This is a genomic window from Serratia sp. CoH_134_PS_4, assembly GCF_058190535.1.
Map to the genome: position 1 here is coordinate 843,496 of NZ_JBXWKI010000001.1, position 19,987 is coordinate 863,482.

Annotated in this window: 21 protein-coding genes and 1 tRNA gene; 14 read left to right on the forward strand and 8 right to left on the reverse strand. The window is 51.3% G+C overall.

Annotated elements, in window-relative coordinates; all coding sequences use genetic code 11:
• Nucleotides 1–2 precede the first annotated feature (2 nt).
• Nucleotides 3–932 (reverse strand): LysR substrate-binding domain-containing protein, encoded by a 930-nt coding sequence (locus AC2FCQ_RS03860; RefSeq protein WP_209633060.1) that lies wholly within the window; start codon nt 930–932, stop codon nt 3–5.
• Nucleotides 933–1,073: 141 nt separating this feature from the next.
• Between AC2FCQ_RS03860 and AC2FCQ_RS03865 the strand changes: the two genes are divergently transcribed.
• The 4 genes from AC2FCQ_RS03865 to AC2FCQ_RS03880 all read left to right on the forward strand — a co-directional run bounded on the left by AC2FCQ_RS03865 (nt 1,074) and on the right by AC2FCQ_RS03880 (nt 5,417).
• Entirely contained in the window at nt 1,074–1,715 is a 642-nt protein-coding gene (locus AC2FCQ_RS03865) for an NAD(P)-dependent oxidoreductase (protein ID WP_209633059.1), read from the forward strand.
• A 146-nt stretch (nt 1,716–1,861) separates the two neighbouring features.
• Nucleotides 1,862–3,499 carry a phosphoethanolamine transferase EptA gene (gene eptA, locus AC2FCQ_RS03870; protein WP_490307598.1) on the forward strand — a complete coding sequence of 546 codons (1,638 nt, stop codon included), beginning with the start codon at nt 1,862–1,864 and terminating at the stop codon, nt 3,497–3,499.
• A 101-nt stretch (nt 3,500–3,600) separates the two neighbouring features.
• The gene (locus AC2FCQ_RS03875) at nt 3,601–4,221 is read left to right on the forward strand and encodes a TetR/AcrR family transcriptional regulator (protein ID WP_490307599.1); all 621 of its coding nucleotides are present in this window, start codon (nt 3,601–3,603) and stop codon (nt 4,219–4,221) included.
• An 89-nt stretch (nt 4,222–4,310) separates the two neighbouring features.
• Nucleotides 4,311–5,417 (forward strand): alkene reductase, encoded by a 1,107-nt coding sequence (locus AC2FCQ_RS03880; RefSeq protein WP_265556137.1) that lies wholly within the window; start codon nt 4,311–4,313, stop codon nt 5,415–5,417.
• A gap of 108 nt (nt 5,418–5,525) precedes the next feature.
• Here AC2FCQ_RS03880 and AC2FCQ_RS03885 read toward each other — a convergent pair whose 3' ends face one another.
• Nucleotides 5,526–6,431 carry a LysR family transcriptional regulator gene (locus tag AC2FCQ_RS03885; protein ID WP_490307600.1) on the reverse strand — a complete coding sequence of 302 codons (906 nt, stop codon included), beginning with the start codon at nt 6,429–6,431 and terminating at the stop codon, nt 5,526–5,528.
• Nucleotides 6,432–6,538: 107 nt separating this feature from the next.
• Here AC2FCQ_RS03885 and eamB point away from each other — a divergent pair, with 107 nt between their 5' ends.
• Nucleotides 6,539–7,126: a cysteine/O-acetylserine transporter gene (gene eamB / locus AC2FCQ_RS03890; protein WP_265556138.1), complete on the forward strand. Its 588-nt coding sequence runs from the start codon at nt 6,539–6,541 to the stop codon at nt 7,124–7,126.
• A 98-nt stretch (nt 7,127–7,224) separates the two neighbouring features.
• Here eamB and idi read toward each other — a convergent pair whose 3' ends face one another.
• Entirely contained in the window at nt 7,225–7,764 is a 540-nt protein-coding gene (idi, locus tag AC2FCQ_RS03895) for an isopentenyl-diphosphate Delta-isomerase (RefSeq protein ID WP_490307601.1), read from the reverse strand.
• Nucleotides 7,765–8,103: 339 nt separating this feature from the next.
• Between idi and gloA the strand changes: the two genes are divergently transcribed.
• Entirely contained in the window at nt 8,104–8,511 is a 408-nt protein-coding gene (gloA, locus tag AC2FCQ_RS03900; RefSeq protein WP_209633052.1) for a lactoylglutathione lyase, read from the forward strand.
• 82 nt (nt 8,512–8,593) lie between these two features.
• On the forward strand, nt 8,594–9,283 hold the full coding sequence (gene rnt, locus AC2FCQ_RS03905; protein ID WP_209633051.1) for a ribonuclease T: 690 nt from the start codon (nt 8,594–8,596) through the stop codon (nt 9,281–9,283).
• Between the two features lie 153 nt (nt 9,284–9,436).
• Here rnt and AC2FCQ_RS03910 read toward each other — a convergent pair whose 3' ends face one another.
• Nucleotides 9,437–9,784: a Grx4 family monothiol glutaredoxin gene (locus AC2FCQ_RS03910; protein WP_061807546.1), complete on the reverse strand. Its 348-nt coding sequence runs from the start codon at nt 9,782–9,784 to the stop codon at nt 9,437–9,439.
• 414 nt (nt 9,785–10,198) lie between these two features.
• On the opposite strand from AC2FCQ_RS03910, the gene AC2FCQ_RS03915 reads away from it, so the two are divergent.
• A complete protein-coding gene (locus AC2FCQ_RS03915; protein ID WP_490307602.1) occupies nt 10,199–11,020 on the forward strand; it encodes a C40 family peptidase in 822 nt (273 codons plus the stop codon).
• Between the two features lie 195 nt (nt 11,021–11,215).
• Nucleotides 11,216–11,794 carry a superoxide dismutase [Fe] gene (sodB, locus tag AC2FCQ_RS03920; protein ID WP_490307603.1) on the forward strand — a complete coding sequence of 193 codons (579 nt, stop codon included), beginning with the start codon at nt 11,216–11,218 and terminating at the stop codon, nt 11,792–11,794.
• 53 nt (nt 11,795–11,847) lie between these two features.
• On the opposite strand, the gene cydH is transcribed toward sodB, so the two are convergent.
• Nucleotides 11,848–11,937: a cytochrome bd-I oxidase subunit CydH gene (cydH, locus tag AC2FCQ_RS03925; RefSeq protein WP_004943739.1), complete on the reverse strand. Its 90-nt coding sequence runs from the start codon at nt 11,935–11,937 to the stop codon at nt 11,848–11,850.
• Between the two features lie 324 nt (nt 11,938–12,261).
• Between cydH and purR the strand changes: the two genes are divergently transcribed.
• The gene (gene purR, locus AC2FCQ_RS03930; protein WP_209633048.1) at nt 12,262–13,287 is read left to right on the forward strand and encodes an HTH-type transcriptional repressor PurR; all 1,026 of its coding nucleotides are present in this window, start codon (nt 12,262–12,264) and stop codon (nt 13,285–13,287) included.
• Here the strand turns inward: purR and punR are convergent.
• Nucleotides 13,284–14,228, reverse strand: coding sequence for a DNA-binding transcriptional activator PunR (gene punR, locus AC2FCQ_RS03935; protein WP_490307604.1), 945 nt, complete (start codon nt 14,226–14,228; stop codon nt 13,284–13,286). The genes purR and punR overlap by 4 nt on opposite strands.
• A gap of 123 nt (nt 14,229–14,351) precedes the next feature.
• Here punR and punC point away from each other — a divergent pair, with 123 nt between their 5' ends.
• Nucleotides 14,352–15,560, forward strand: a complete 1,209-nt coding sequence (gene punC, locus AC2FCQ_RS03940) for a purine nucleoside transporter PunC (protein ID WP_490307605.1) — start codon at nt 14,352–14,354, stop codon at nt 15,558–15,560.
• 341 nt (nt 15,561–15,901) lie between these two features.
• The gene (gene cfa, locus AC2FCQ_RS03945; protein ID WP_265556141.1) at nt 15,902–17,053 is read left to right on the forward strand and encodes a cyclopropane fatty acyl phospholipid synthase; all 1,152 of its coding nucleotides are present in this window, start codon (nt 15,902–15,904) and stop codon (nt 17,051–17,053) included.
• A gap of 70 nt (nt 17,054–17,123) precedes the next feature.
• Here cfa and AC2FCQ_RS03950 read toward each other — a convergent pair whose 3' ends face one another.
• Nucleotides 17,124–17,420: an I78 family peptidase inhibitor gene (locus tag AC2FCQ_RS03950; protein WP_265556142.1), complete on the reverse strand. Its 297-nt coding sequence runs from the start codon at nt 17,418–17,420 to the stop codon at nt 17,124–17,126.
• Between the two features lie 29 nt (nt 17,421–17,449).
• Nucleotides 17,450–18,100, reverse strand: a complete 651-nt coding sequence (locus tag AC2FCQ_RS03955) for a riboflavin synthase subunit alpha (RefSeq protein ID WP_209633043.1) — start codon at nt 18,098–18,100, stop codon at nt 17,450–17,452.
• 242 nt (nt 18,101–18,342) lie between these two features.
• Between AC2FCQ_RS03955 and AC2FCQ_RS03960 the strand changes: the two genes are divergently transcribed.
• Both AC2FCQ_RS03960 and AC2FCQ_RS03965 read left to right on the forward strand, forming a co-directional pair.
• On the forward strand, nt 18,343–19,719 hold the full coding sequence (locus tag AC2FCQ_RS03960; RefSeq protein WP_265556143.1) for an MATE family efflux transporter: 1,377 nt from the start codon (nt 18,343–18,345) through the stop codon (nt 19,717–19,719).
• A 192-nt stretch (nt 19,720–19,911) separates the two neighbouring features.
• A tRNA-Val gene (locus AC2FCQ_RS03965) sits at nt 19,912–19,985 on the forward strand.
• Nucleotides 19,986–19,987 lie beyond the last annotated feature (2 nt).

Here is a 19,987-nt window from a genome sequence, read left to right on the forward strand (position 1 = left end):
AGCTAATTGAAGACGCCATCGCCGCTGCTGGCAAGTGACTTTTCGGCATGACGGTGAAAATAATCACGCAGATAACGCAGCGCCTGACGAGTTTTCTCCGGCATCGCCCGCTCTAGCGTCATCGCATGCAACCGTAACGGTGCGGGTCGCCACTCTGGCATCAACTGTATCAGTTCACCGCGTTGCAGCTCATCCTCAATTTCATACAGCGGTTGAATAGAAATCCCCAGGCCGCTGCGAGTAAAGGCGCGCATCACGTTCATACTGTCACTGACGATCTGCCCTTCCGCCAGGCGCAATTTAAGCTGCTGGCCCCCTTGGTGGTGTAAATCCACGTGCGCGCCGCTGAAAGCACCGGAGATCCAACGGTGCTTCACCAAATCCTGCGGTGCTTCCGGTACCCCGTGCTGACTGAGATAACGCGGTGCAGCACACAGCACCATAGGCCATTCGGCCAGCGGATGCGCGATCATGTTGGCATCCGCCAGTTGACGATTGACCCGCAGTGCAATATCGATCCGTTGTTCGATCATATCGATGATGCGATCATCCGCCAGCACCCGCAACGTCAGTTTGGGGTGCGCCTGTAACAGCGGAGCCATTGCTTCTGCCAGCGGACGCCCGCCGATACCGATGGTTGTGGCAATGCGCAGTTCCCCCACCAGCGTATCGCGCAGTTCTGCCAACCGTTGTTCGGCCTGCTGCGCCTGAAACAGCATGGCCTCACAGCCAGGATAAAAGGCAGCTCCCGCCTCGGTGAGCGCCAAGCGTCGAGTCGAACGGTGCAACAAGGGTACCCCGAGCACTTTTTCCAGTGAACGCATATGTTGGCTGACCGCCGACGGCGTCATGCCCAGTCGCCGTGCTGCGCCAGCCAGCGACCCCTCCGCCACCACGGTGGCAAATACCGCCATTCGATTCAATTTATCCATGATTATGAAGTTTTACTTAATCAAGAAAGCATGAATATGGCACTAATCAGGACTATTGTTAAGTACTACAGTAGATACAACCGCTCAGGTCAACTTGGCCTGACACTTCGCACTGAACCTATTCCTGACAGGAGCAAACTGATGAAAGTCGCCATTATTGGAGCAACAGGTTTTGTAGGCCGTCGCGTGGTAGATGAAGCACTTGCCCGTGGATTGCACGTTACCGCCATTGCCCGCCAGCAAAAAGACTTACCGAACAATGCCAACCTGACCGTTGCCTTGGGCGACGTGGCCGACACGGAATGGCTGGCAAAACAGTTAGCCGGTCAAGATGCCGTGATCAGCGCCTATAACCCAGGTTGGGCTGAAGACAACCTGTACGACAAAACCACCAAAGGTGCGCAGCAGATCCTGGACGCCGTGAAAAAATCCGGTGTCAAACGTCTGCTGGTCGTTGGTGGAGCCGGCAGCCTGGAAATTGCACCTGGCCTTGAGCTGGTGGATACCCCAGAGTTTCCGGAGAATATCCGCCCCGGGGCGCTGGCCGTGCGAGACTTACGTAACAAACTGCGTAATGAATCCTCACTCGACTGGACCTATTTGTCCCCCGCGGCACTGCTGGAACCCGGCAAACGCACCGGTCAGTTCCGCCTTGGCACCACCAAATTGTTGATGAACGGCCAGGCACCCGCCGGTATCTCGGTTGAAGATCTGTCGGTAGCCATTGTCGATGAGATCGAAAAACCACAGTTTATCAAAGCCCAGTTTACCGCCGCTTATTAAGCGTATCGCCAGGCCTCAGGGTCTGGCATTTTCCAACCTAAACCAAAAGTAAACAACCCCGCCACCATTCTGAATCTCTAAGGTTTTCTTAAGTTTCATCCTGTAAATTTCAGCGCATTACTCAATATCAGGATTTAGATTTGGCAATGTGGTTACGTCAACGCTTACAGTGCAACAGCTTGGGTTTTATCCTCACCTGCGCCTTGTTCTTCACTCTGTTCCAAAACGCGTTATTCCTTCATAAAGCCTGGTCGTATATCACTTTCGATAACGTCCACAGCGTGATTTTTGCCGCTACCATGCCGGTCGTGATTTTCTGTGCGCTGAATATTATCTTCAGCGTGTTGACGGTACCGTTCTTGCGTAAACCGCTGATCATCTTTTTCCTGCTCGGCAGTGCCGTCGCAAACTACTTTATGTACAGTTATGGCGTGGTGATCGACGGCAATATGATGCAGAACGCCTTCGAGACCAATCCGCAAGAAGCCACAGCGCTATTAACGCCGCGCATGGGGTTATGGCTGGCGTTGCTGGGCATTCTTCCTGCGATCCTGGTTTGCTTTACCCATATCCGTCAAACGCGCCCATGGTGGTACATGGTTGGGCTACGCGCTGCCAATGTGATGCTTTCCGTAGTGGTGATCCTGATTATCGCCGCACTGTTTTATAAGGATTACGCTTCATTAATCCGTAATAACAAAAGCGTGGTGAAAATGCTGACGCCGTCGAACTTCGTTTCCGGCACCATCAAATTTACTCAGCAACGTTATTTCACACGTAATCTCCCGCTGGTGAAAATCGGTGAAGATGCGCGTAAAGGGCCGTTGATCGCTGGACAGCAAAAGAAAACGCTGGTGATTCTGGTCGTGGGGGAAACTGCGCGAGCTGAAAACTTCTCACTCGGCGGTTATGAACGTGAAACCAACCCACGCCTTAAGCAGGACAACGTGGTGTACTTCAAAAACGCCAGCTCTTGTGGGACTGAAACCGCAATTTCCGTGCCCTGCATGTTCTCCAACATGCCACGCAGAGATTACGACGCAACGCTGGCGACGCATCAGGAAGGCATGCTTGATGTACTGGCGCATGCTGGTGTTAATCTCCTGTGGCGTGAAAACGATGGGGGGTGCAAAGGGGCCTGCGATCGCGTGCCACATGTCGATATGACCAAGATGAAACTGCCGCAGGATTGTGACGGTGACGTCTGCATGGATAATGTGTTGTTGTACAAACTGAACGACTATATCAACGGCCTGAAAGACGACGGCGTGATTGTATTGCATCAAATGGGCAGTCACGGCCCCGCTTACTACCGCCGCAGCACACCCGAGTTCCAGAAATTCTCGCCCATCTGCAGCAGTAATCAGATTCAGGATTGTACACATGAGCAGTTGGTAAACACCTATGACAATTCCCTGTTGTATACCGACGCCATGTTGGACGACACCATCAAACTTTTGCAACAACACAGCGACAAATTCAACACGGCGCTGGTGTATCTCTCTGACCACGGTGAGTCGCTGGGTGAAAATGGCATGTATCTGCACGGTACGCCTTATGTCTTCGCTCCAAGCCAGCAGACCCATGTCCCCTTCCTGATGTGGATGTCTGCTGACTATGAGCGTAACTTCAAGGTTGACCGTCAGTGCCTGAGCACCCTGGCTGAGAAAGAGGATGTCTCACAAGATAACCTGTTCCACACCATGATTGGCATGCTGAACGTGCAAACGAGCGAATATCAACCGCAGTTGGATATCCTGCAACGCTGCCGTACTGAGGTATAAAGGCTTAACTTCTGCGCCCCGCTCGGGCAAAATACCCTTCATCGACACCGGCGTTTTTACGCCGGTTTTTTTTCTTATTGACCTAGACCAATCGGTCTATTATGCTAACAACCATTATGACTAAACATGCGCATTGCCCTACAGATACCCGTGAACATTTGCTCGCCACTGGCGAGACGCTCAGCCTGCGCCTTGGTTTTACCGGCATGGGGTTGAGCGAATTACTGAAGACGGCGGGCGTGCCGAAAGGGTCGTTTTATCATTACTTCCGCTCGAAGGAAGCCTTTGGCGAAGCGATGCTACAGCGTTATTTCGGGCACTATGATGCCGCGATGCAGCAGCTGTTCGCTGATGATAAAACGGATGCGCGCCACCAGTTGCTGAGTTATTACGCCCAGGCGATCAGCTACCATTGTCGTAGCGAATGTCATAACGCCTGCCTCGCGGTGAAACTGTCCGCAGAGGTGAGCGATTTGTCAGAACCCATGCGCCATGCGCTGGAAACGGGCACAGCCCGGGTCATTGGCCATCTGCAAGACGCAATTGAACGCGGTATTCGTGAAGGCTCACTGTCAATAGCCATGAGCCCGGCGGCAACGGCAGAAACCTTGTATTCACTGTGGCTTGGTGCCTCACTGCGCGCCAAAATCCGCCGCTCGCTTGCACCGCTGACCAGCGCGCTGGAAAGTATTGAGTTATTGTTGCGCCCAGCGCAACCCTAAACACACAACGATAGATTCATCAAGGATTCCCCTGTTGGGCAATTCTTTGCTCGTTACTAGTCGACCGGTCTATTAATATAGGATGCACTATGAAGATTGAAAAGTTGTTCTCCCCATTGAAGGTTGGCGCTGTAACCCTGCCAAACCGCGTGTTTATGGCCCCTCTGACGCGTCTGCGCAGCATTGAACCCGGCGATATTCCTACGCCTCTCATGGGCGAATATTACGCTCAACGCGCCAGCGCAGGTCTGATCGTTACCGAAGCGACCCAGATCTCTTTCCAGGCGAAAGGCTATGCCGGCGCACCAGGGCTGCATACCCCAGAACAAATCGCCGCGTGGAAAAAGATCACCCAGGCCGTACACGACAAAAATGGCCATATTGCCGTACAACTGTGGCACGTGGGCCGTATTTCGCATAACAGCCTGCAACCGGGTCAACAAGCTCCTGTTGCCCCTTCTGCGATCAATGCTGATACCCGCACCACCGTACGTGACGAAACAGGCGCCTGGGTGCGCGTCCCAACCTCGACGCCACGCGCGCTGGAAACAGAAGAAATCCCAGGCATCATTAACGATTTCCGCCAGGCAACAGCCAACGCACGTGAAGCCGGTTTCGACTTTATCGAACTGCATGCCGCACACGGTTACTTGCTGCACCAGTTTATGGCGCCTGCCTCCAACCAGCGTACCGATCAATACGGTGGCAGCATTGAAAACCGCACTCGCCTGACGTTGGAAGTGGTGGATGCGAGCATTGCTGAATGGGGCTCAGAACATATCGGTATCCGTATTTCACCACTGGGTCCATTCAACGGCCTGGATAACGGCGAAGATCAGGAAGACGCAGCGCTGTATCTGGTTGAAGAATTGAACAAGCGTAACATTGCATTCCTGCACATTTCCGAACCGGACTGGGCGGGTGGTAAACCTTATTCTGATGCGTTCCGCGATTCGGTACGCGCCCACTTTAAAGGGGTGATTGTCGGTGCCGGTGCCTATACCGCCGAAAAAGCAGAAGAACTGATCAATAAAGGCTTTATCGATGCAGTTGCCTTTGGACGCAGCTATATTGCCAACCCGGATTTGGTTGAACGCCTCAAACAAAATGCGGCACTCAACGAACCACAACCTGCTACCTTCTACGGCGGCGGTGCCGAGGGTTATACCGACTACCCTTTCTTATCTGAAAAGTAAGACGCGTAAAATAACGGGGCCACATTTGTCATGTGGCCCCGTTTTATATTGATGATGGAAAATAGCGGTAAAAAACGCGAGCCCTTCGTATAAGACATAAACCGCAGCTTAACCCGCAACCAATGCGTTTTCGACGTTCAATGGCAAACATTCCTTCATACAATCGATGAATGCGCGCATTGCTGGGCTGACGGTTTTGTCATTATGGTGAGCACATAAAGCCGTTATCGACAAAGGCACATCTGAAAATATGATTTCTTGAAGCTCCCCCGTATTAAGCTCACGTTCAACGGTAAAACGAGGCAGAAAAGAAATACCCAGATTACTCATGACACATTTCTTTATGCTTTCAATACTCCACAGTTCAATTGTGCTCTCAATAGTGATCTGCCGCGCCCTTAACGTGCTTTCGAATATTTGCCGAAAGATACACTGAGGTTCATTAATAATGAAGCTTACAGGTATATGACGATTTGGCTTCATAAAATCAATATGTTGAAACGACGGTGATGCGACTAATACCAAATCTTGGCTGCCAAAACTGGTCATTTCAAGTGCATCATCATTGCCTACACGATAAAAAATACCTAAGTCCACTTGGTCTGCCAAGAGAGCATCTCTGATCACATAACAATTGAGCGATTGTAAGGATATACGAACTTTGGGTGCCTTAGCCCTAAAGAGTTGTAGTACTTCCGGCATTTTATACGCCAGCAGGGTTTCGCCGATCCCTATCCTCAAGTCACCCGCCAATTCAGCGTCATGCTGTGTCGTTTGGCGTATCCCTTCAAGCACCCGTGTCAGTTCATGAACTTGGGGCATGAGTTTTTTCCCCGCAGATGTCAAAACCATCCGCCGGCCAATCTTCTCAAAAATCTTCAGCGACAGTTCTTGTTCAAGTTGTTGAATATGAAAAGTTATCGTTGACTGTGTACAACACAGCTTTTGTGATGCTTTTGAAAAAGACCCTTCTTCAACCACCGTTTTCAACGTAACAAAGCGTCGTAAGTCCATGGTGCCCTCCAAATTCAATCGAAACCATGAAAGTCAGAGTTTGAAAATATTCGTTATTTTGACCTTTTCGGATGCGTTAATATGTTGGAAAAACGAGGAGAAGACAAGTGACATCAGCCATCATCAGTGGATTTCTTACATATACACTTATTACAGCGTTAACCCCAGGACCGAACAATATTCTTGCTTTAAATTCAGTTAATCAGCATGGTTTTCGCCGGAGCCTGCGGGTATTGTCCGGGATGAGTGCAGGCTTCCTGATCCTTATGCTGCTTTGTGCGGTTTTCACATTCACATTAATTAGCCTCCTTCCCTCTGTTACTCACTGGCTTTCTTGGGCGGGAGCAGCCTATATTCTTTGGCTGGCCTGGCGGATAGCCACCAGTAATCCCTCAGCGGACAATGATGCGGTAAGGCCATTGAGTTTCTGGGTCAGTTTTTGGCTTCAGTTTGTTAATGTTAAAATAATTTTGTACGGCATCACGGCAATTTCTACATTCGTTTTACCCTATACTCACGATATGTTTATAGTCATATGCGTTAGCATTTTATTGGCTTTTATTGGTTCAATGGGTAATTTGGTTTGGGGGCTTGCTGGGCATATATTTCAGTCTCTATTCCAATATCATGGCCGCACGATCAATGTTATTTTGTCGGCGTTATTGATCTACTGTGCCGTAAGAATGTTTATTTAAGTAAAAAAGCCCGCCAGAGAAAGCATTGGTGGGCTTTTAGCATTGTTCCCAAAAGGCAGCAGAAAGAGACCGTTATCTCCGCATGTTCAGGAATGAATTCAACGGGCCACCAGCGCCGCCCAACGTGCTATTTCATTGGCGTCAATATTATCCATTATGGTTCTAAACCAAACGGTAAAGTTATCTGGATTACGCTGCATCTCATCGGTTAATTGCTGAGGGTCAATCCACAGCCAACTCTTTGCCTCTGCAGGATCGCCCTGCGGTTCGCCGTTAAACAGCCCCACGCAGATATGATCGAATTCGTGCTCAATTAAATCGCCCGGCACCTCTGCGCGATAGGTAAAGCTGGATACCTGCTGCAGCTCACTGCTGAAACCCATTTCTTCCTGCAACCGACGCTGCGCTGCGGCTAACGTTAACTCTCCCCATCGCGGGTGGCCGCAGCAAGTGTTGGTCCATAAACCGGCCGAGTGATATTTACTGAAAGCCCGCTGCTGCAACAGCAAACGCCCCTGGCTATCAAATATAAATATTGAAAATGCCCGATGCAGTAACCCCTGCTGATGCACCCGCATTTTTGTTTGTGAACCAATGGCGTTATCCTCGGCATCTACCAGTATCAGCATTTCATCCATTTGTCGGCTCCTCCAGCAAGGGGAGTAAATCTGCACTGGAAAAATAAACAACCATATAAACAAGATCCTAATTGATAAACTACCCCATCCAACCCAGACATTTATTCGTTATCAGGCCGTACGGTGCTCCGCAATACTTCTATAGTAGCGATTTTCAGGCTCCTATCGCCGACAATGTGTGCGCTTGTTGCATGACAGCAAGAGTCAGTGACAATGTCACTGCAAGTACATTGCGCCCCCCTCCGTGGCTTACATTGAAATCCTTTATGCGGCAACGCTATACTGGTTTTCGCTTCAATCCATCCGCCGCTGGCAACGGCACATCCAATCAGAGGAATTATGCGCTTACTCCATACCATGATCCGCGTCGGTGACTTACAACGTTCCATCGACTTCTATACCAAGGTATTAGGCATGCGCTTGCTGCGTACCAGCGAGAACCCTGAATACAAATACTCGTTGGCGTTTGTAGGCTATACCGATGAAAACGAAGGTGCGGTGATTGAGCTGACCTATAACTGGGGCACCGATAGCTACGAAATGGGCACCGCGTTCGGTCATCTGGCGCTGGGTGTTGACGATGTCGCCGCGACGTGTGACAGCATCCGTAATGCAGGCGGCAACGTCACCCGCGAAGCCGGTCCTGTCAAAGGTGGCACCACGGTCATCGCCTTTGTTGAAGACCCCGACGGTTACAAGATTGAGCTGATCGAAAATAAACACGCCGGCCATGGTCTCGGCCACTGAGATCGATCATCAAGGGCGCTTTTTGCGCCCTTGTTTTTATCCGCGTGATAACCGCCTGCAACCGGGCGCAAAATTTGCCATAATGCGCGCTGCATTCGATGAAGATAAGAAACTGATGGCCGAAAAAAGTGATCTTAACGCCCTGAGTGGCCGTTTTCGTGGGTTTTACCCCGTAGTTATAGATATAGAAACCGCCGGATTTAATGCCAAAACTGACGCACTGCTGGAAATTGCCGCCGTGACGTTAAAAATGGATGAGAACGGCTGGTTGCAGCAGGACGAAACCCTGCACTTCCACGTAGAACCTTTTGAAGGCGCTAATCTACAGCCAGAAGCGCTGGCCTTTAACGGCATCGACCCCAGCAACCCGCTGCGTGGCGCAGTCAGCGAACACGATGCGCTGCACGCGATTTTCAAAGCCGTGCGCAAAGGCATCAAGGACCGGGGGTGTAACAGAGCGATTATTGTGGCGCATAACGCCAATTTTGATCACAGCTTTCTGATGGCTGCAGCGGAGCGCGCCAGCCTGAAACGCAACCCTTTCCACCCGTTCGCCACTTTCGACACTGCAGCGTTGAGTGGGCTGGTGCTGGGGCAAACGGTGCTGGCTAAAGCCTGTATTGCCGCCAACATTCCATTCGATAGCGCGCAAGCGCACTCGGCATTGTATGACACAGAGCAAACCGCTCAGTTGTTCTGTGAACTGGTTAACCGCTGGAAGCGCCTTGGTGGCTGGCCGTTGGCTACCGACAATACCGACGAAGCGCTCTGAATTACGTATCAGGACTCATCGTTCAACGAACTCTATCGTTGCAAAGACGCTATACGCAGCAACAGAAAAACGAGGCGTTTAGCAAAAAAAAATCGGGCGGCCCAGTATCAACTGGCACCGCCCGACTCTCGTCCAACAATTAAACCGAGCCGGTTATGGCTGCTGGTCTTCCTGCTGTTTGTACTTCTCTGCCGTTTCTTTGATCAGCTGTTGCAGTTCGCCGCGCTGATACATTTCCATGATGATATCACAGCCGCCGACCAGTTCACCGTCGACCCACAGCTGTGGGAACGTCGGCCAGTTGGCGTACTTCGGTAACTCGGAACGGATGTCCGGGTTCTGCAAAATGTCAACGTAGGCAAAGCGCTCGCCACAGGCAGACAATGCCTGCACGGCTTGTGCGGAGAAACCACAGTTTGGCAATTTCGGTGAACCTTTCATGTACAGCAGAATTGGGTTCTCAGCGATCTGGTGCTGAATTTTTTCAATCGTCGTCGTCATTATATTGCTTCCTCAAGCCAAATCTCATGGCTACAACATGCATCACACAGGCTATTGTAGCGGCTGAAACCGTCACAAGAAAACGCCATCTTTTGCAAGGGCATTCCCCATTGTCAGTCGCATGTCATCGGCCAGCGCTTTCCGACCAAAACATACGCATAGAATAACATTTTTAACTTGGCCATTTCACTATTATATTTTTTCACCAAAACACGTCGTTTAATAATTCCCCACGCGTTTGTTGTTGATTTTTTATACATCAACAGTTTGATTTTTCAGCAAAAAAAATGTCATTAACGTTTTCTCACAATATGGATTATCATTTATGAGTTCTTCGCTGTTTTATATGGCGAAATTCGGGAATACTGTCATTCTTTCGATATCTGTTCCGGGGCCAAGGTTGGTAACGTCGACATGCGTTTAATTCTTACGCTTTTTGTGCTGTTGTTTACACAGCTATTCTTCAATTTGGCGCACGCAGCGCCACAGGCGCGTATTGCCGCTGAACAGCGCAAGAGCCACGTAAACGAAGCCCGGCCAGATGACCGTAAGAAAAAGAAAGCGGTTAAGGCCAGCAGCAAAAAAGTAAAAGTCACCACCCCGCAAAAAACAGCCAAGGTTACCAAAGCCAAGACAGAAAAAGCCGCTAAAAAGGTCGCCAGCGCCAAATCGAAACACAAAACTCAACAAACCGCCAAAATCAAAGTGACCCCACCGAAAAAGGGTTACAAAAAAGGTTATGGTCGTCATCGTGAAGCCGGTATGGCAACCGCTAAGTTGGCACGTGATGAAAAACCGCTGAAGCTCACCCCAGCCCACAAGAAACGCTATCAACACGCCAAGCAAACCGCGATGGCCAAGCTGATGGATCAAATGGGCAAACCTTATCGCTGGGGCGGCACGTCACCAAGAACCGGTTTTGACTGCAGCGGTCTGATTTATTACGCCTATAAAGACGTGGTAAAAATCAAAATGCCGCGTACCGCTAACGAAATGTATCACCTGCGCGACGCTGCACCGATCAAGAAAAACGAACTGGAAAGTGGTGACCTGGTGTTCTTCCGCATTAATAACCGCGGCGTAGCTGACCATGTCGGTGTCTATCTGGGCAATGGCAAATTCATACAGTCCCCGCGTACGGGTGAAGAAATTCGCATCAGCCAGCTCGACAACGACTACTGGCAAAACCACTACATTGGCGCACGCCGTGTGGTGACGCCGAAAACCATTCGATAATGCGCTCTGCGGCTGGCCTTCCCAGCCGCTTTCCTCTGTTTGCTTCTTTAACTGTTAGTCCCCCACCTGTGCTTTTCTCCGACTCATCCCTGATTTTTATCGTGAAAATTGATAAGCTAAATACCCACAATAAAAACAGGTCAATCTGTAGTCCATTTATGGGTTGTCGGATGGATCCTGTATAAGGAGGAAGCAATGTCGTTTGAACTACCTGCATTACCCTATGCGAAGAACGCACTCGAACCCCACATCTCCGTAGAAACGCTCGAATACCACTATGGTAAGCATCACAACGCCTATGTGGTCAACCTGAACAATTTGCTGAAAGGCAGCGAGTTTGACGGGTTGTCTTTGGAGGCGATTATCAAGGCGTCCAGCGGCGGCATTTTCAACAACGCCGCTCAGGTATGGAACCACACCTTCTATTGGCACTGCTTATCGCCACAGGGCGGCGGTGAGCCTCAGGGCGCATTGGCTGCTGCTATCAATCAGGCGTTTGGTTCTTTCGCTGCCTTTAAAGAACAATTCAGCGATGCTGCAATCAAAAACTTTGGCGCCGGGTGGACCTGGCTGGTGAAGAGGACTGACGGCTCGCTGGCCATTGTCAGCACGTCGAACGCGGGCACGCCGCTGACCGGTGAAGATAAACCCTTGCTGACTGTCGACGTGTGGGAACACGCCTACTACATCGATTACCGCAACGCCCGCCCGACTTACCTGGAGAACTTCTGGGCGCTGGTTAACTGGGCATTTGTGGAGAAAAACCTGGCATAGCGTGGGATAAGGCAAACAGGCGCACGAAGCGGCGCCTGTTTTTACTTCGGGGATCAGTTCAATGCTGCAGTGAAGCTAAAAGCAATAATCACGGCCAGCGCACAGACAGTGGTGAACAGTGACATTTTCAGATCGGTATCCATTACAACTCCTTTTCAGATTGGTTTTCCCAAGGATAAAAGGCACACAATTAATGCGTCAAACCATTTTCACACAGTTGGCCAATAAAATCTTGTTATCATTTCCCGGTTTATAATACCGATTACCTCTTCCCCTTTTGCTCAATATGGGACAAAATTCGCAGTTCACAACTGTGTACCGGCAAAAATGCCCCTCCTGACCAAGCGCTGACGACTTCAACACACTAAAAACTCAGTTTTCGCTTCTTTGGAGAAGGATCTACGCAGGCAAACGATTAACATCACACTTACATACTGCAACATGTGAGTTCAGGAGTCATTCTTTACATGGCAACGATTAAAGATGTGGCCAAACGCGCTGGCGTTTCCACCACCACCGTTTCGCACGTCATCAATAAGACTCGTTTCGTCGCCGAAGAGACTAAAGCGGCCGTGAGTGCCGCAATTAAAGAGCTGCATTATTCACCCAGCGCAGTGGCGCGCAGTCTGAAGGTCAATCACACCAAATCGATTGGCCTGCTGGCAACCTCCAGTGAAGCGCCCTACTTTGCTGAAGTGATCGAAGCGGTAGAAAACAGCTGCTATAGCAAAGGCTATACGCTGATACTGTGTAACTCGCACAACAATTTGGACAAACAGCGTGCCTATCTGGCAATGCTGGCGCAAAAGCGCGTCGATGGCTTGTTGGTGATGTGTTCAGAATATCCGGACCAATTGCTTGGCATGCTGGAAGATTACCGCAACATCCCAATGGTTGTCATGGACTGGGGCGCCGCACGCGGTGATTTTACTGATACCATCATTGATAATGCGTTCGAAGGTGGCTATCTGGCTGGGCGCTATCTGATCGAACGCGGACACCGCGATATCGGCGCCATTCCCGGCCAACTGTCACGTAATACAGGGGGCGGGCGCCATCAGGGCTTCTTAAAAGCGATGGAGGAAGCCCATATCGACGTGCGCGACGAGTGGATCGTCCAGGGTGACTTTGAGCCAGAATCCGGCTACAAGGCCATGCACCAGATACTGTCGCAGAAACAGCGTCCGACAGCGGTATTCTGTGGTGGCGATATTATGGCAATGGGGGCTATCTGCGCCGCCGATGAGCTTGGGCTACGCGTGCCTCAAGACATCTCGGTCATTGGCTACGATAACGTGCGCAATGCGCGCTATTTCACCCCGGCGCTGACCACTATTCATCAGCCCAAAGAGCGTTTGGGTGAGATGGCATTCACCATGTTGTTGGATCGCATCATCAGCAAGCGTGAAGAATCACAGGTGATTGAGGTGCATCCCAAGTTGGTTGAGCGCCGTTCGGTTGCTGACGGCCCGTTCATCGATTACCGCCGCTAGTCATTCGGGCCGGAAGCCACTGCGGTTTCCGGCGTCACTTCGCTTAACCATTCCTGATTCAACGTTTCACTGTCCCCTAAATAGTCCAACAGCCAGGCCATCGCCGGAGAAGGCGTATTTTGCTGCCACGTCAGGCAACAAGGGCTGGCTGGGAACGGCTCCTGCAACTGTAACGCCACCAGCTCGCCACGTTGTACTAACGGCAAGACCTGATGCGCAGGCATCATCCCGACACACAATCCGGCGCACAGGCAATCCACCGCCGACGACCAGTCCGGCACCACCAAGCGCCGCTGGTTATCCAACGTCCAGGTGACCCGCTTGGGGAGATTGCGTGAGGTATCCTCCAGACAGAGCGATGGGAAAGGCCGTAGCTGATCATCGTTTAACAACCCATCCTGAGCCGCCAGTGGATGTTGCGGGCTGGCCACACACAACCAACGCATATCGCCCATATCGCGAAAGGCAAACCCACCGCCGACCGGTACGGCCCGTGTCGCACCTATCGCCATATCAGCACGCCCATCCACCAACGCATCCCAGACGCCATTGAACACTTCTGGCTGAACCAATAATTCAACGTCAGGAAAATGCCGATAAAAGTCCAACACCAACTGACGGCAACGTTGAGGCTTGACGATAATATCTACGGCAATTTTCAACTGGCCACGCCAGCCGTTGGCCACCTGCTGACACTGCCGACGCGTGTCGAGCATTTTTTTGATGACACCGCGCGCCTCCTGAATAAATAGCACGCCGGCAGGCGTCAGTTCCACGTCGCGATGACGGCGCTCAAACAGCGGTACCGCCAGCCATTGCTCAAGTTGCCGCACGGTATAACTGACCGCCGAAGGTACCCGATGCAACTCCTGCGCCGCTGCGCTGAAACTGCCGGTTCGGGCGACCGCATCCACTACATCAAGAGAATATTCAGACCACATGGCTTTGCCTTCAATTTTTTTAACAGCACTTTGCAAATATTACCGTTTCACAAGCAGAGATCCAGCCGGATACACTTGCCGGCGCTAAAAACCTGCGACAATAAAATATTAACGAGAAATACCATGCGAAATTCCTTTGGCTTTATGTTCTATCTTGCCGGCCTGAGTATGCTGGGTTACCTGGCTACCGACATGTACTTGCCCGCTTTTGGCGTGATGCAACAAGACCTGCAAATCTCTGCCGGGGCGATCAGCGCCAGTTTGAGTATCTTCCTGGCCGGCTTTGCCTTTGCACAATTGCTCTGGGGTCCGCTTTCCGATCACCTTGGCCGTAAGCCCGTGCTGTTGATTGGTCTGGCCCTGTTTGCCTTGGGCTGCCTGGGGATGTTGTGGGTAGAGAATGCCGTTCAGCTCTGGTCGCTGCGTTTTATCCAGGCGATTGGGGTCTGTTCCGCCGCGGTCACCTGGCAAGCGCTCGTCATTGACCGTTATCGTGAAGGTAAGGCAAACCGCGTTTTCGCCACCATCATGCCACTGGTGGCACTTTCCCCGGCATTGGCACCGCTGGTCGGGGCATGGCTGTTAAACCACATGGGTTGGCGCGCCATTTTCGCCGTGCTGCTGGGCATCACCGTTGTTTTATTACTGCCGACATTACTGCTGAAAGAAAACGCCAAAGCGGCGTCTTCCGCCAATAAGAAAAACGGCCTAACGTTCTTCCAGCTCCTGAAATCACGTGCTTTCAGCGGTAACGTCATGATCTTTGCCGCCTGCTCAGCCGGCTTCTTCGCCTGGCTGACCGGTTCGCCGTTTATTCTTGGTGATATGGGGTACAGCCCAAACGATATTGGTCTGAGCTACGTGCCACAGACGCTGGCGTTCTTATTGGGGGGTTATGGTTGCCGCACCGCGCTAAACCGCATGAATGGCAACACCTTATTACCCTGGCTGCTGGTAGCTTATGGCATAAGTATGGTGTCGCTATACCTGGTTGCCACACTGACTGAGCCAACGCTGACCACCTTGTTGATTCCGTTCTGCGTGATGGCACTCGTTAACGGCGCCACCTATCCAATCGTAGTGGCGAATGCGTTGACGCCGTTCCCTGAGGGCACGGGTAAAGCCGCAGCCTTGCAAAACACCTTGCAGTTGGGTTTGTGTTTTGTCGCCAGTATGTTGGTTTCGGCATTTATTGCCCAACCGTTATTGGCAACGGTGACGGTAATGGTTTCAACCGTGTTGTTGGCCGCATTGGGCTATGTGTGGCAACGGGGAACAGTGGAGGACGATAGACGCGTAACACAGCAGGAACATGCTAACCCTGCGTCATAATTGTCATTATTAATAATCACTTAAAGAATATTTTTGCCGAGTGCGATTTACAGTTGAGTAAGCGCCTCGGCAAGCCTATACTCAAAACGACCTTTTAAAATAACACTTTTATAATTTCTTTATCACAAATTGCTGTTGTGTACGCGTATGGCGTCACACTTTTTTAAGGATTGCCTTTCCCGCGTTTCTTGCGCAGGAACCTTCTTAAAATTTTCCTCTGTTCATAGTCGGATATCAGACGCCACGGGACCTTTTTACCGTAGGTAAACGTATGCACCCGCAGAATTTGTCTAAGCTATTTTTTGACGGGTCATAAGTCAGAAGAAGGTGATGGAGAAGCTATGAGTTCATCGTGTATAGAAGATGTGAGCATTCAGGATAACCAATGGTATCGTATCGCTCATGAAATGCTCAGCATGGCCGGTATTGAAATAAACGGCTCACGCCCATTCGATATTCAGGTTAAAAATCCCAGTTTTTTTAAACGCGTTCTGCAGGAAGGCTCCCTTGGCCTTGGCGAAAGCTATATGGACGGTTGGTGGGAGTGTGAACGGCTGGATATATTCTTTCACCATGTGGTCCGCGCTGGCCTGGAAAAGAAACTCCCCCGCCATCTCAAAGATACCCTCCGAATTGCCGCCGCGCGATTAACCAATTTGCAATCGAAAAAACGCGCCTGGATTGTCGGTAAAGAACATTATGATCTGGGGAACGACCTGTTTACGCAGATGCTCGATCCTTATATGCAATATTCCTGCGCCTACTGGAAAGAGGCAACCACGCTGGAAGAGGCGCAAGAGGCCAAGCTGCGGATGATTTGCGAAAAACTGCAGCTACAACCGGGCATGCGTTTGCTGGATATTGGCTGCGGCTGGGGCGGTCTTTCCGCTTATGCAGCAAAAAACTTTGGCGTGTCCGTGGTCGGTGTCACTATTTCTGCCGAGCAGCAAAAGTTGGCGCAAGCGCGCTGTGCCGGGCTGGATGTCGAAATCCTGCTGCAAGATTATCGCGATTTGGACCTACAGTTTGACCGGATCGTTTCTGTCGGCATGTTTGAGCACGTCGGTCCTAAAAATTACCGCACCTACTTCAATGTTGTGGAACGTAATTTAAAACCGGGCGGCTTATTCCTGCTGCACACTATCGGTTCGAATCGGACAGATATGAATGTTGATCCGTGGATCAACAAATATATCTTCCCGAATGGCTGTTTGCCTTCCGTTTCACATATCGCTCAGGCCAGCGAGGGGCATTTTGTGATGGAGGACTGGCACAATATTGGCGCTGATTATGATCGCACGCTGATGGCATGGTACGAGCGATTCAAACAGGCCTGGCCAGAACTTTCCCAACGTTATTCGGATCGCTTCGAACGCATGTTCAGTTATTACCTGAACGCCTGCGCCGGCGCATTCCGCGCGCGGGATATTCAACTGTGGCAGGTAGTATTCAGCCCGAAAGGCGTTGAAGGTGGCATCCGCGTTCCGCGCTGACACTCTGCAATAAAAAGAACCCCGGCCTGTTAGCCGGGGTTCTTTTTATACATTGATGACCTAATAGGAATCAGCCGCAATAAACGCGAATGATTTTATCATCACTGTCACCCAGGAAGTTCAGACGGCGCAGGTTAAAGTCCATCGTGACCGCTGAGTTATACGGAATAGCGCGCACCTGAGCATCAATCTGCACACCTTCAAGCGCTGACATCGGTTTACCGACATAGCTCTGGTACTGTGCCGCACCGCAGGTATCATTTTCTGCGTCTACTGCCGGGTTGGCCGCGCCCTGTTCAGGCGAACTGCTACAAGCACTCAGCGCCAACAGCGCCGTTAACATCAACGTTTTCCCATAAAACTTCACGCGTTTGCTCCTCTCTGGTTTGTCGTCCGTCAGATTTTCTGCGACAGCGCGCTCGCCGCCGCCATCGCCGCTTCACGGCTCGCTAAAACACGCTCAACGGTGTCCACCACCGCCTGCGTTTGCGGGTCTATCTCAATATTTACCTTATCACCCAGGCGTTTTTTACCCAGCGTGGTGCGTTCCAGCGTTTCCGGGATCAAATGCACGCAAAAACGATTATTCACGACTTCACCGATAGTCAGACTAATACCATCAATGCCAATGAAGCCTTTGTGCAGAACGTATTTCATCAATTCTGCATTCGGCATGCGCAGCCACACCTGACGATTATTTTCGGAGGTATAAATCTTGGCTACCTCCGCCGTGCAGATAATATGGCCGGACATCAGGTGACCGCCAATTTCATCATTAAACTTGGCTGCACGTTCGATGTTGACAACATCCCCCAACACCAGATCACCGAGGTTAGTCAAACGCAGGGTTTCTTTGATCAGATCAAAGCTAACGCGGTTGCCCTCTACCGCAGTGACGGTCAAGCAGCAGCCGTTATGTGCCACCGATGCACCGAGCTCTAGCCCTGGCAAGAGTTCAGTCGGCATGTCGATAACGTGAGTGCGGAAGTTGGATTTTTCATCAATGGCGACCAGCGGCGCGGTGCCTTGTACGATACCGGTGAACATGTGGGCCTCTTCTTTCTACAATGTTTAAAGCGCTTGGGGCAGTTTGCCCCAGTTAGCGAGGAAAACCAAACCCGAGGAGACAAAAAACCTGCACCTGCGCATTTAATAACTATTTCATCGCAGCATTTGCTTAACGACGCCGAGCGGGTACAATATTTTTGTACAAAATTCCGCTATTTTTAATTGTTGTCCTTTCGCGACAACCCTTCCCTTCATCATAAATAATTAGAAAAGGTGTATGCGTGCAGAAGTACTTCATTGAAGCGCGTAGCTTATTGGCCCTCGCAATCCCGGTAATCATCGCGCAAATATCACAGACTGCAATGGGTGTCGTCGATACCATCATGGCAGGTGCTTATAGCGCCACGGATATGGCTGCCGTCGCCGTCGGTACCTCCATCTGGCTGCCGGCCATTCTCTTCGGTCACGGCTTGCTGCTCGCGCTGACACCGGTCATTGCACAGCTTAATGGTGCAGGCCGGCGCGATCGTATCGCTCATCAGGTCCGTCAGGGGTTCTGGCTGGCTGGGACCGTCTCTGTGTTGGTCATTATTGTGCTGTATAACAGCAAGTTTGTTATCGACATGATGCACAACATTGACCCGCAGCTGGCCGATAAAGCCGTGGGATACCTGCATGCCATCATGTGGGGGGCGCCAGGCTATCTGTTCTTCCAGGTGTTACGTGGACAATGTGAAGGGCTGTCAAAAACCAAACCCGGTATGGTTATTGGCTTTCTCGGTTTGTTGGTCAATATTCCGATTAACTACATCTTCATTTACGGTAAGTTCGGTATGCCGGAGCTGGGCGGCGTCGGCTGCGGCGTGGCGACCGGCAGCGTCTACTGGTTTATGTTCCTGGCGATGCGGTGGTACGTACGACGTGCACCGTCGCAGCGCGATATTGTCCCGCACGAAGGCAGCAGCAAACGGCCAGACTGGCCAGCGATCAAACGCTTGTTCGGCATTGGCCTGCCGGTTGCGTTGGCCCTGTTCTTTGAAGTCACGCTGTTTGCGATTGTTGCTCTGTTAGTGTCACCGCTCGGCATTGTTTCCGTCGCGGGGCACCAGATTGCACTGAACTTCAGCGCATTGATGTTCGTCCTGCCTCTGTCACTGGGCGTCAGCGCAACGATTCGCGTCGGTTACCGGTTGGGCGAAGGCTCGGTCGAAGGCGCAAGGATTGCCGCTTATTCGGCCATCGGCGTCGGCATCTTAATGGCCTGCTGTACCGCGCTGTTTACCGCCACGTTCCGCGAACACATTGCCCTGCTGTACAACGACAGCCCGGCGGTTGTGGCAATGGCGTCGCAACTGATGCTGCTGGCGGCGATTTATCAGATATCCGATTCGATTCAGGTTATTGGCAGCGGCGTTCTGCGCGGTTATAAAGACACCCGCTCAATCTTCTTCATCACCTTTATCGCTTATTGGGTACTGGGTTTGCCAAGCGGTTATCTGTTGGCGCTGACGGATGTCGTCGTTCCGGCAATGGGGCCAAGCGGGTTCTGGATTGGATTTATCATCGGGCTAACCTTTGCCGCCATCATGATGGCTTTGCGTATGCGTTGGCTGCAAAAACAACCCGCCACACTCATCTTGCAACGCTCGACCCGCTAAACACCACCGTCGGCCGGTAGCTAAACCGGCCGACGGCTTCATCGCCAGAGTTTGCGGAAAAAACCACCGCACTGCACATAAGCGCAGCAATCGCGTGAAATACCGGATAAAATTACGTTTTTCTCCTTGCCAGCACGCGGGTAGCTCGTTAATATTCGTCCCCGCTGTCAGCCATGACAGACAGGAAAAGATGCGTCCGTAGCTCAGTTGGTTAGAGCACCACCTTGACATGGTGGGGGTCGGTGGTTCGAGTCCACTCGGACGCACC

Coding starts and splice junctions, on each gene's coding strand:
- AC2FCQ_RS03915 (WP_490307602.1), top strand. CDS start 10,199: ATGCGTTTAATTCTTACGCTTTTTGTGCTGTTGTTTACACAGCTATTC.
- sodB (WP_490307603.1), top strand. CDS start 11,216: ATGTCGTTTGAACTACCTGCATTACCCTATGCGAAGAACGCACTCGAA.
- punR (WP_490307604.1), bottom strand. CDS start 14,228: ATGTGGTCTGAATATTCTCTTGATGTAGTGGATGCGGTCGCCCGAACC.
- cfa (WP_265556141.1), top strand. CDS start 15,902: ATGAGTTCATCGTGTATAGAAGATGTGAGCATTCAGGATAACCAATGG.
- punC (WP_490307605.1), top strand. CDS start 14,352: ATGCGAAATTCCTTTGGCTTTATGTTCTATCTTGCCGGCCTGAGTATG.
- AC2FCQ_RS03885 (WP_490307600.1), bottom strand. CDS start 6,431: ATGGACTTACGACGCTTTGTTACGTTGAAAACGGTGGTTGAAGAAGGG.
- AC2FCQ_RS03875 (WP_490307599.1), top strand. CDS start 3,601: ATGCTAACAACCATTATGACTAAACATGCGCATTGCCCTACAGATACC.
- purR (WP_209633048.1), top strand. CDS start 12,262: ATGGCAACGATTAAAGATGTGGCCAAACGCGCTGGCGTTTCCACCACC.
- gloA (WP_209633052.1), top strand. CDS start 8,104: ATGCGCTTACTCCATACCATGATCCGCGTCGGTGACTTACAACGTTCC.
- cydH (WP_004943739.1), bottom strand. CDS start 11,937: ATGGATACCGATCTGAAAATGTCACTGTTCACCACTGTCTGTGCGCTG.
- AC2FCQ_RS03865 (WP_209633059.1), top strand. CDS start 1,074: ATGAAAGTCGCCATTATTGGAGCAACAGGTTTTGTAGGCCGTCGCGTG.
- AC2FCQ_RS03860 (WP_209633060.1), bottom strand. CDS start 932: ATGGATAAATTGAATCGAATGGCGGTATTTGCCACCGTGGTGGCGGAG.
- AC2FCQ_RS03955 (WP_209633043.1), bottom strand. CDS start 18,100: ATGTTCACCGGTATCGTACAAGGCACCGCGCCGCTGGTCGCCATTGAT.
- eptA (WP_490307598.1), top strand. CDS start 1,862: ATGTGGTTACGTCAACGCTTACAGTGCAACAGCTTGGGTTTTATCCTC.
- rnt (WP_209633051.1), top strand. CDS start 8,594: ATGCGCGCTGCATTCGATGAAGATAAGAAACTGATGGCCGAAAAAAGT.
- idi (WP_490307601.1), bottom strand. CDS start 7,764: ATGGATGAAATGCTGATACTGGTAGATGCCGAGGATAACGCCATTGGT.
- AC2FCQ_RS03910 (WP_061807546.1), bottom strand. CDS start 9,784: ATGACGACGACGATTGAAAAAATTCAGCACCAGATCGCTGAGAACCCA.
- AC2FCQ_RS03880 (WP_265556137.1), top strand. CDS start 4,311: ATGAAGATTGAAAAGTTGTTCTCCCCATTGAAGGTTGGCGCTGTAACC.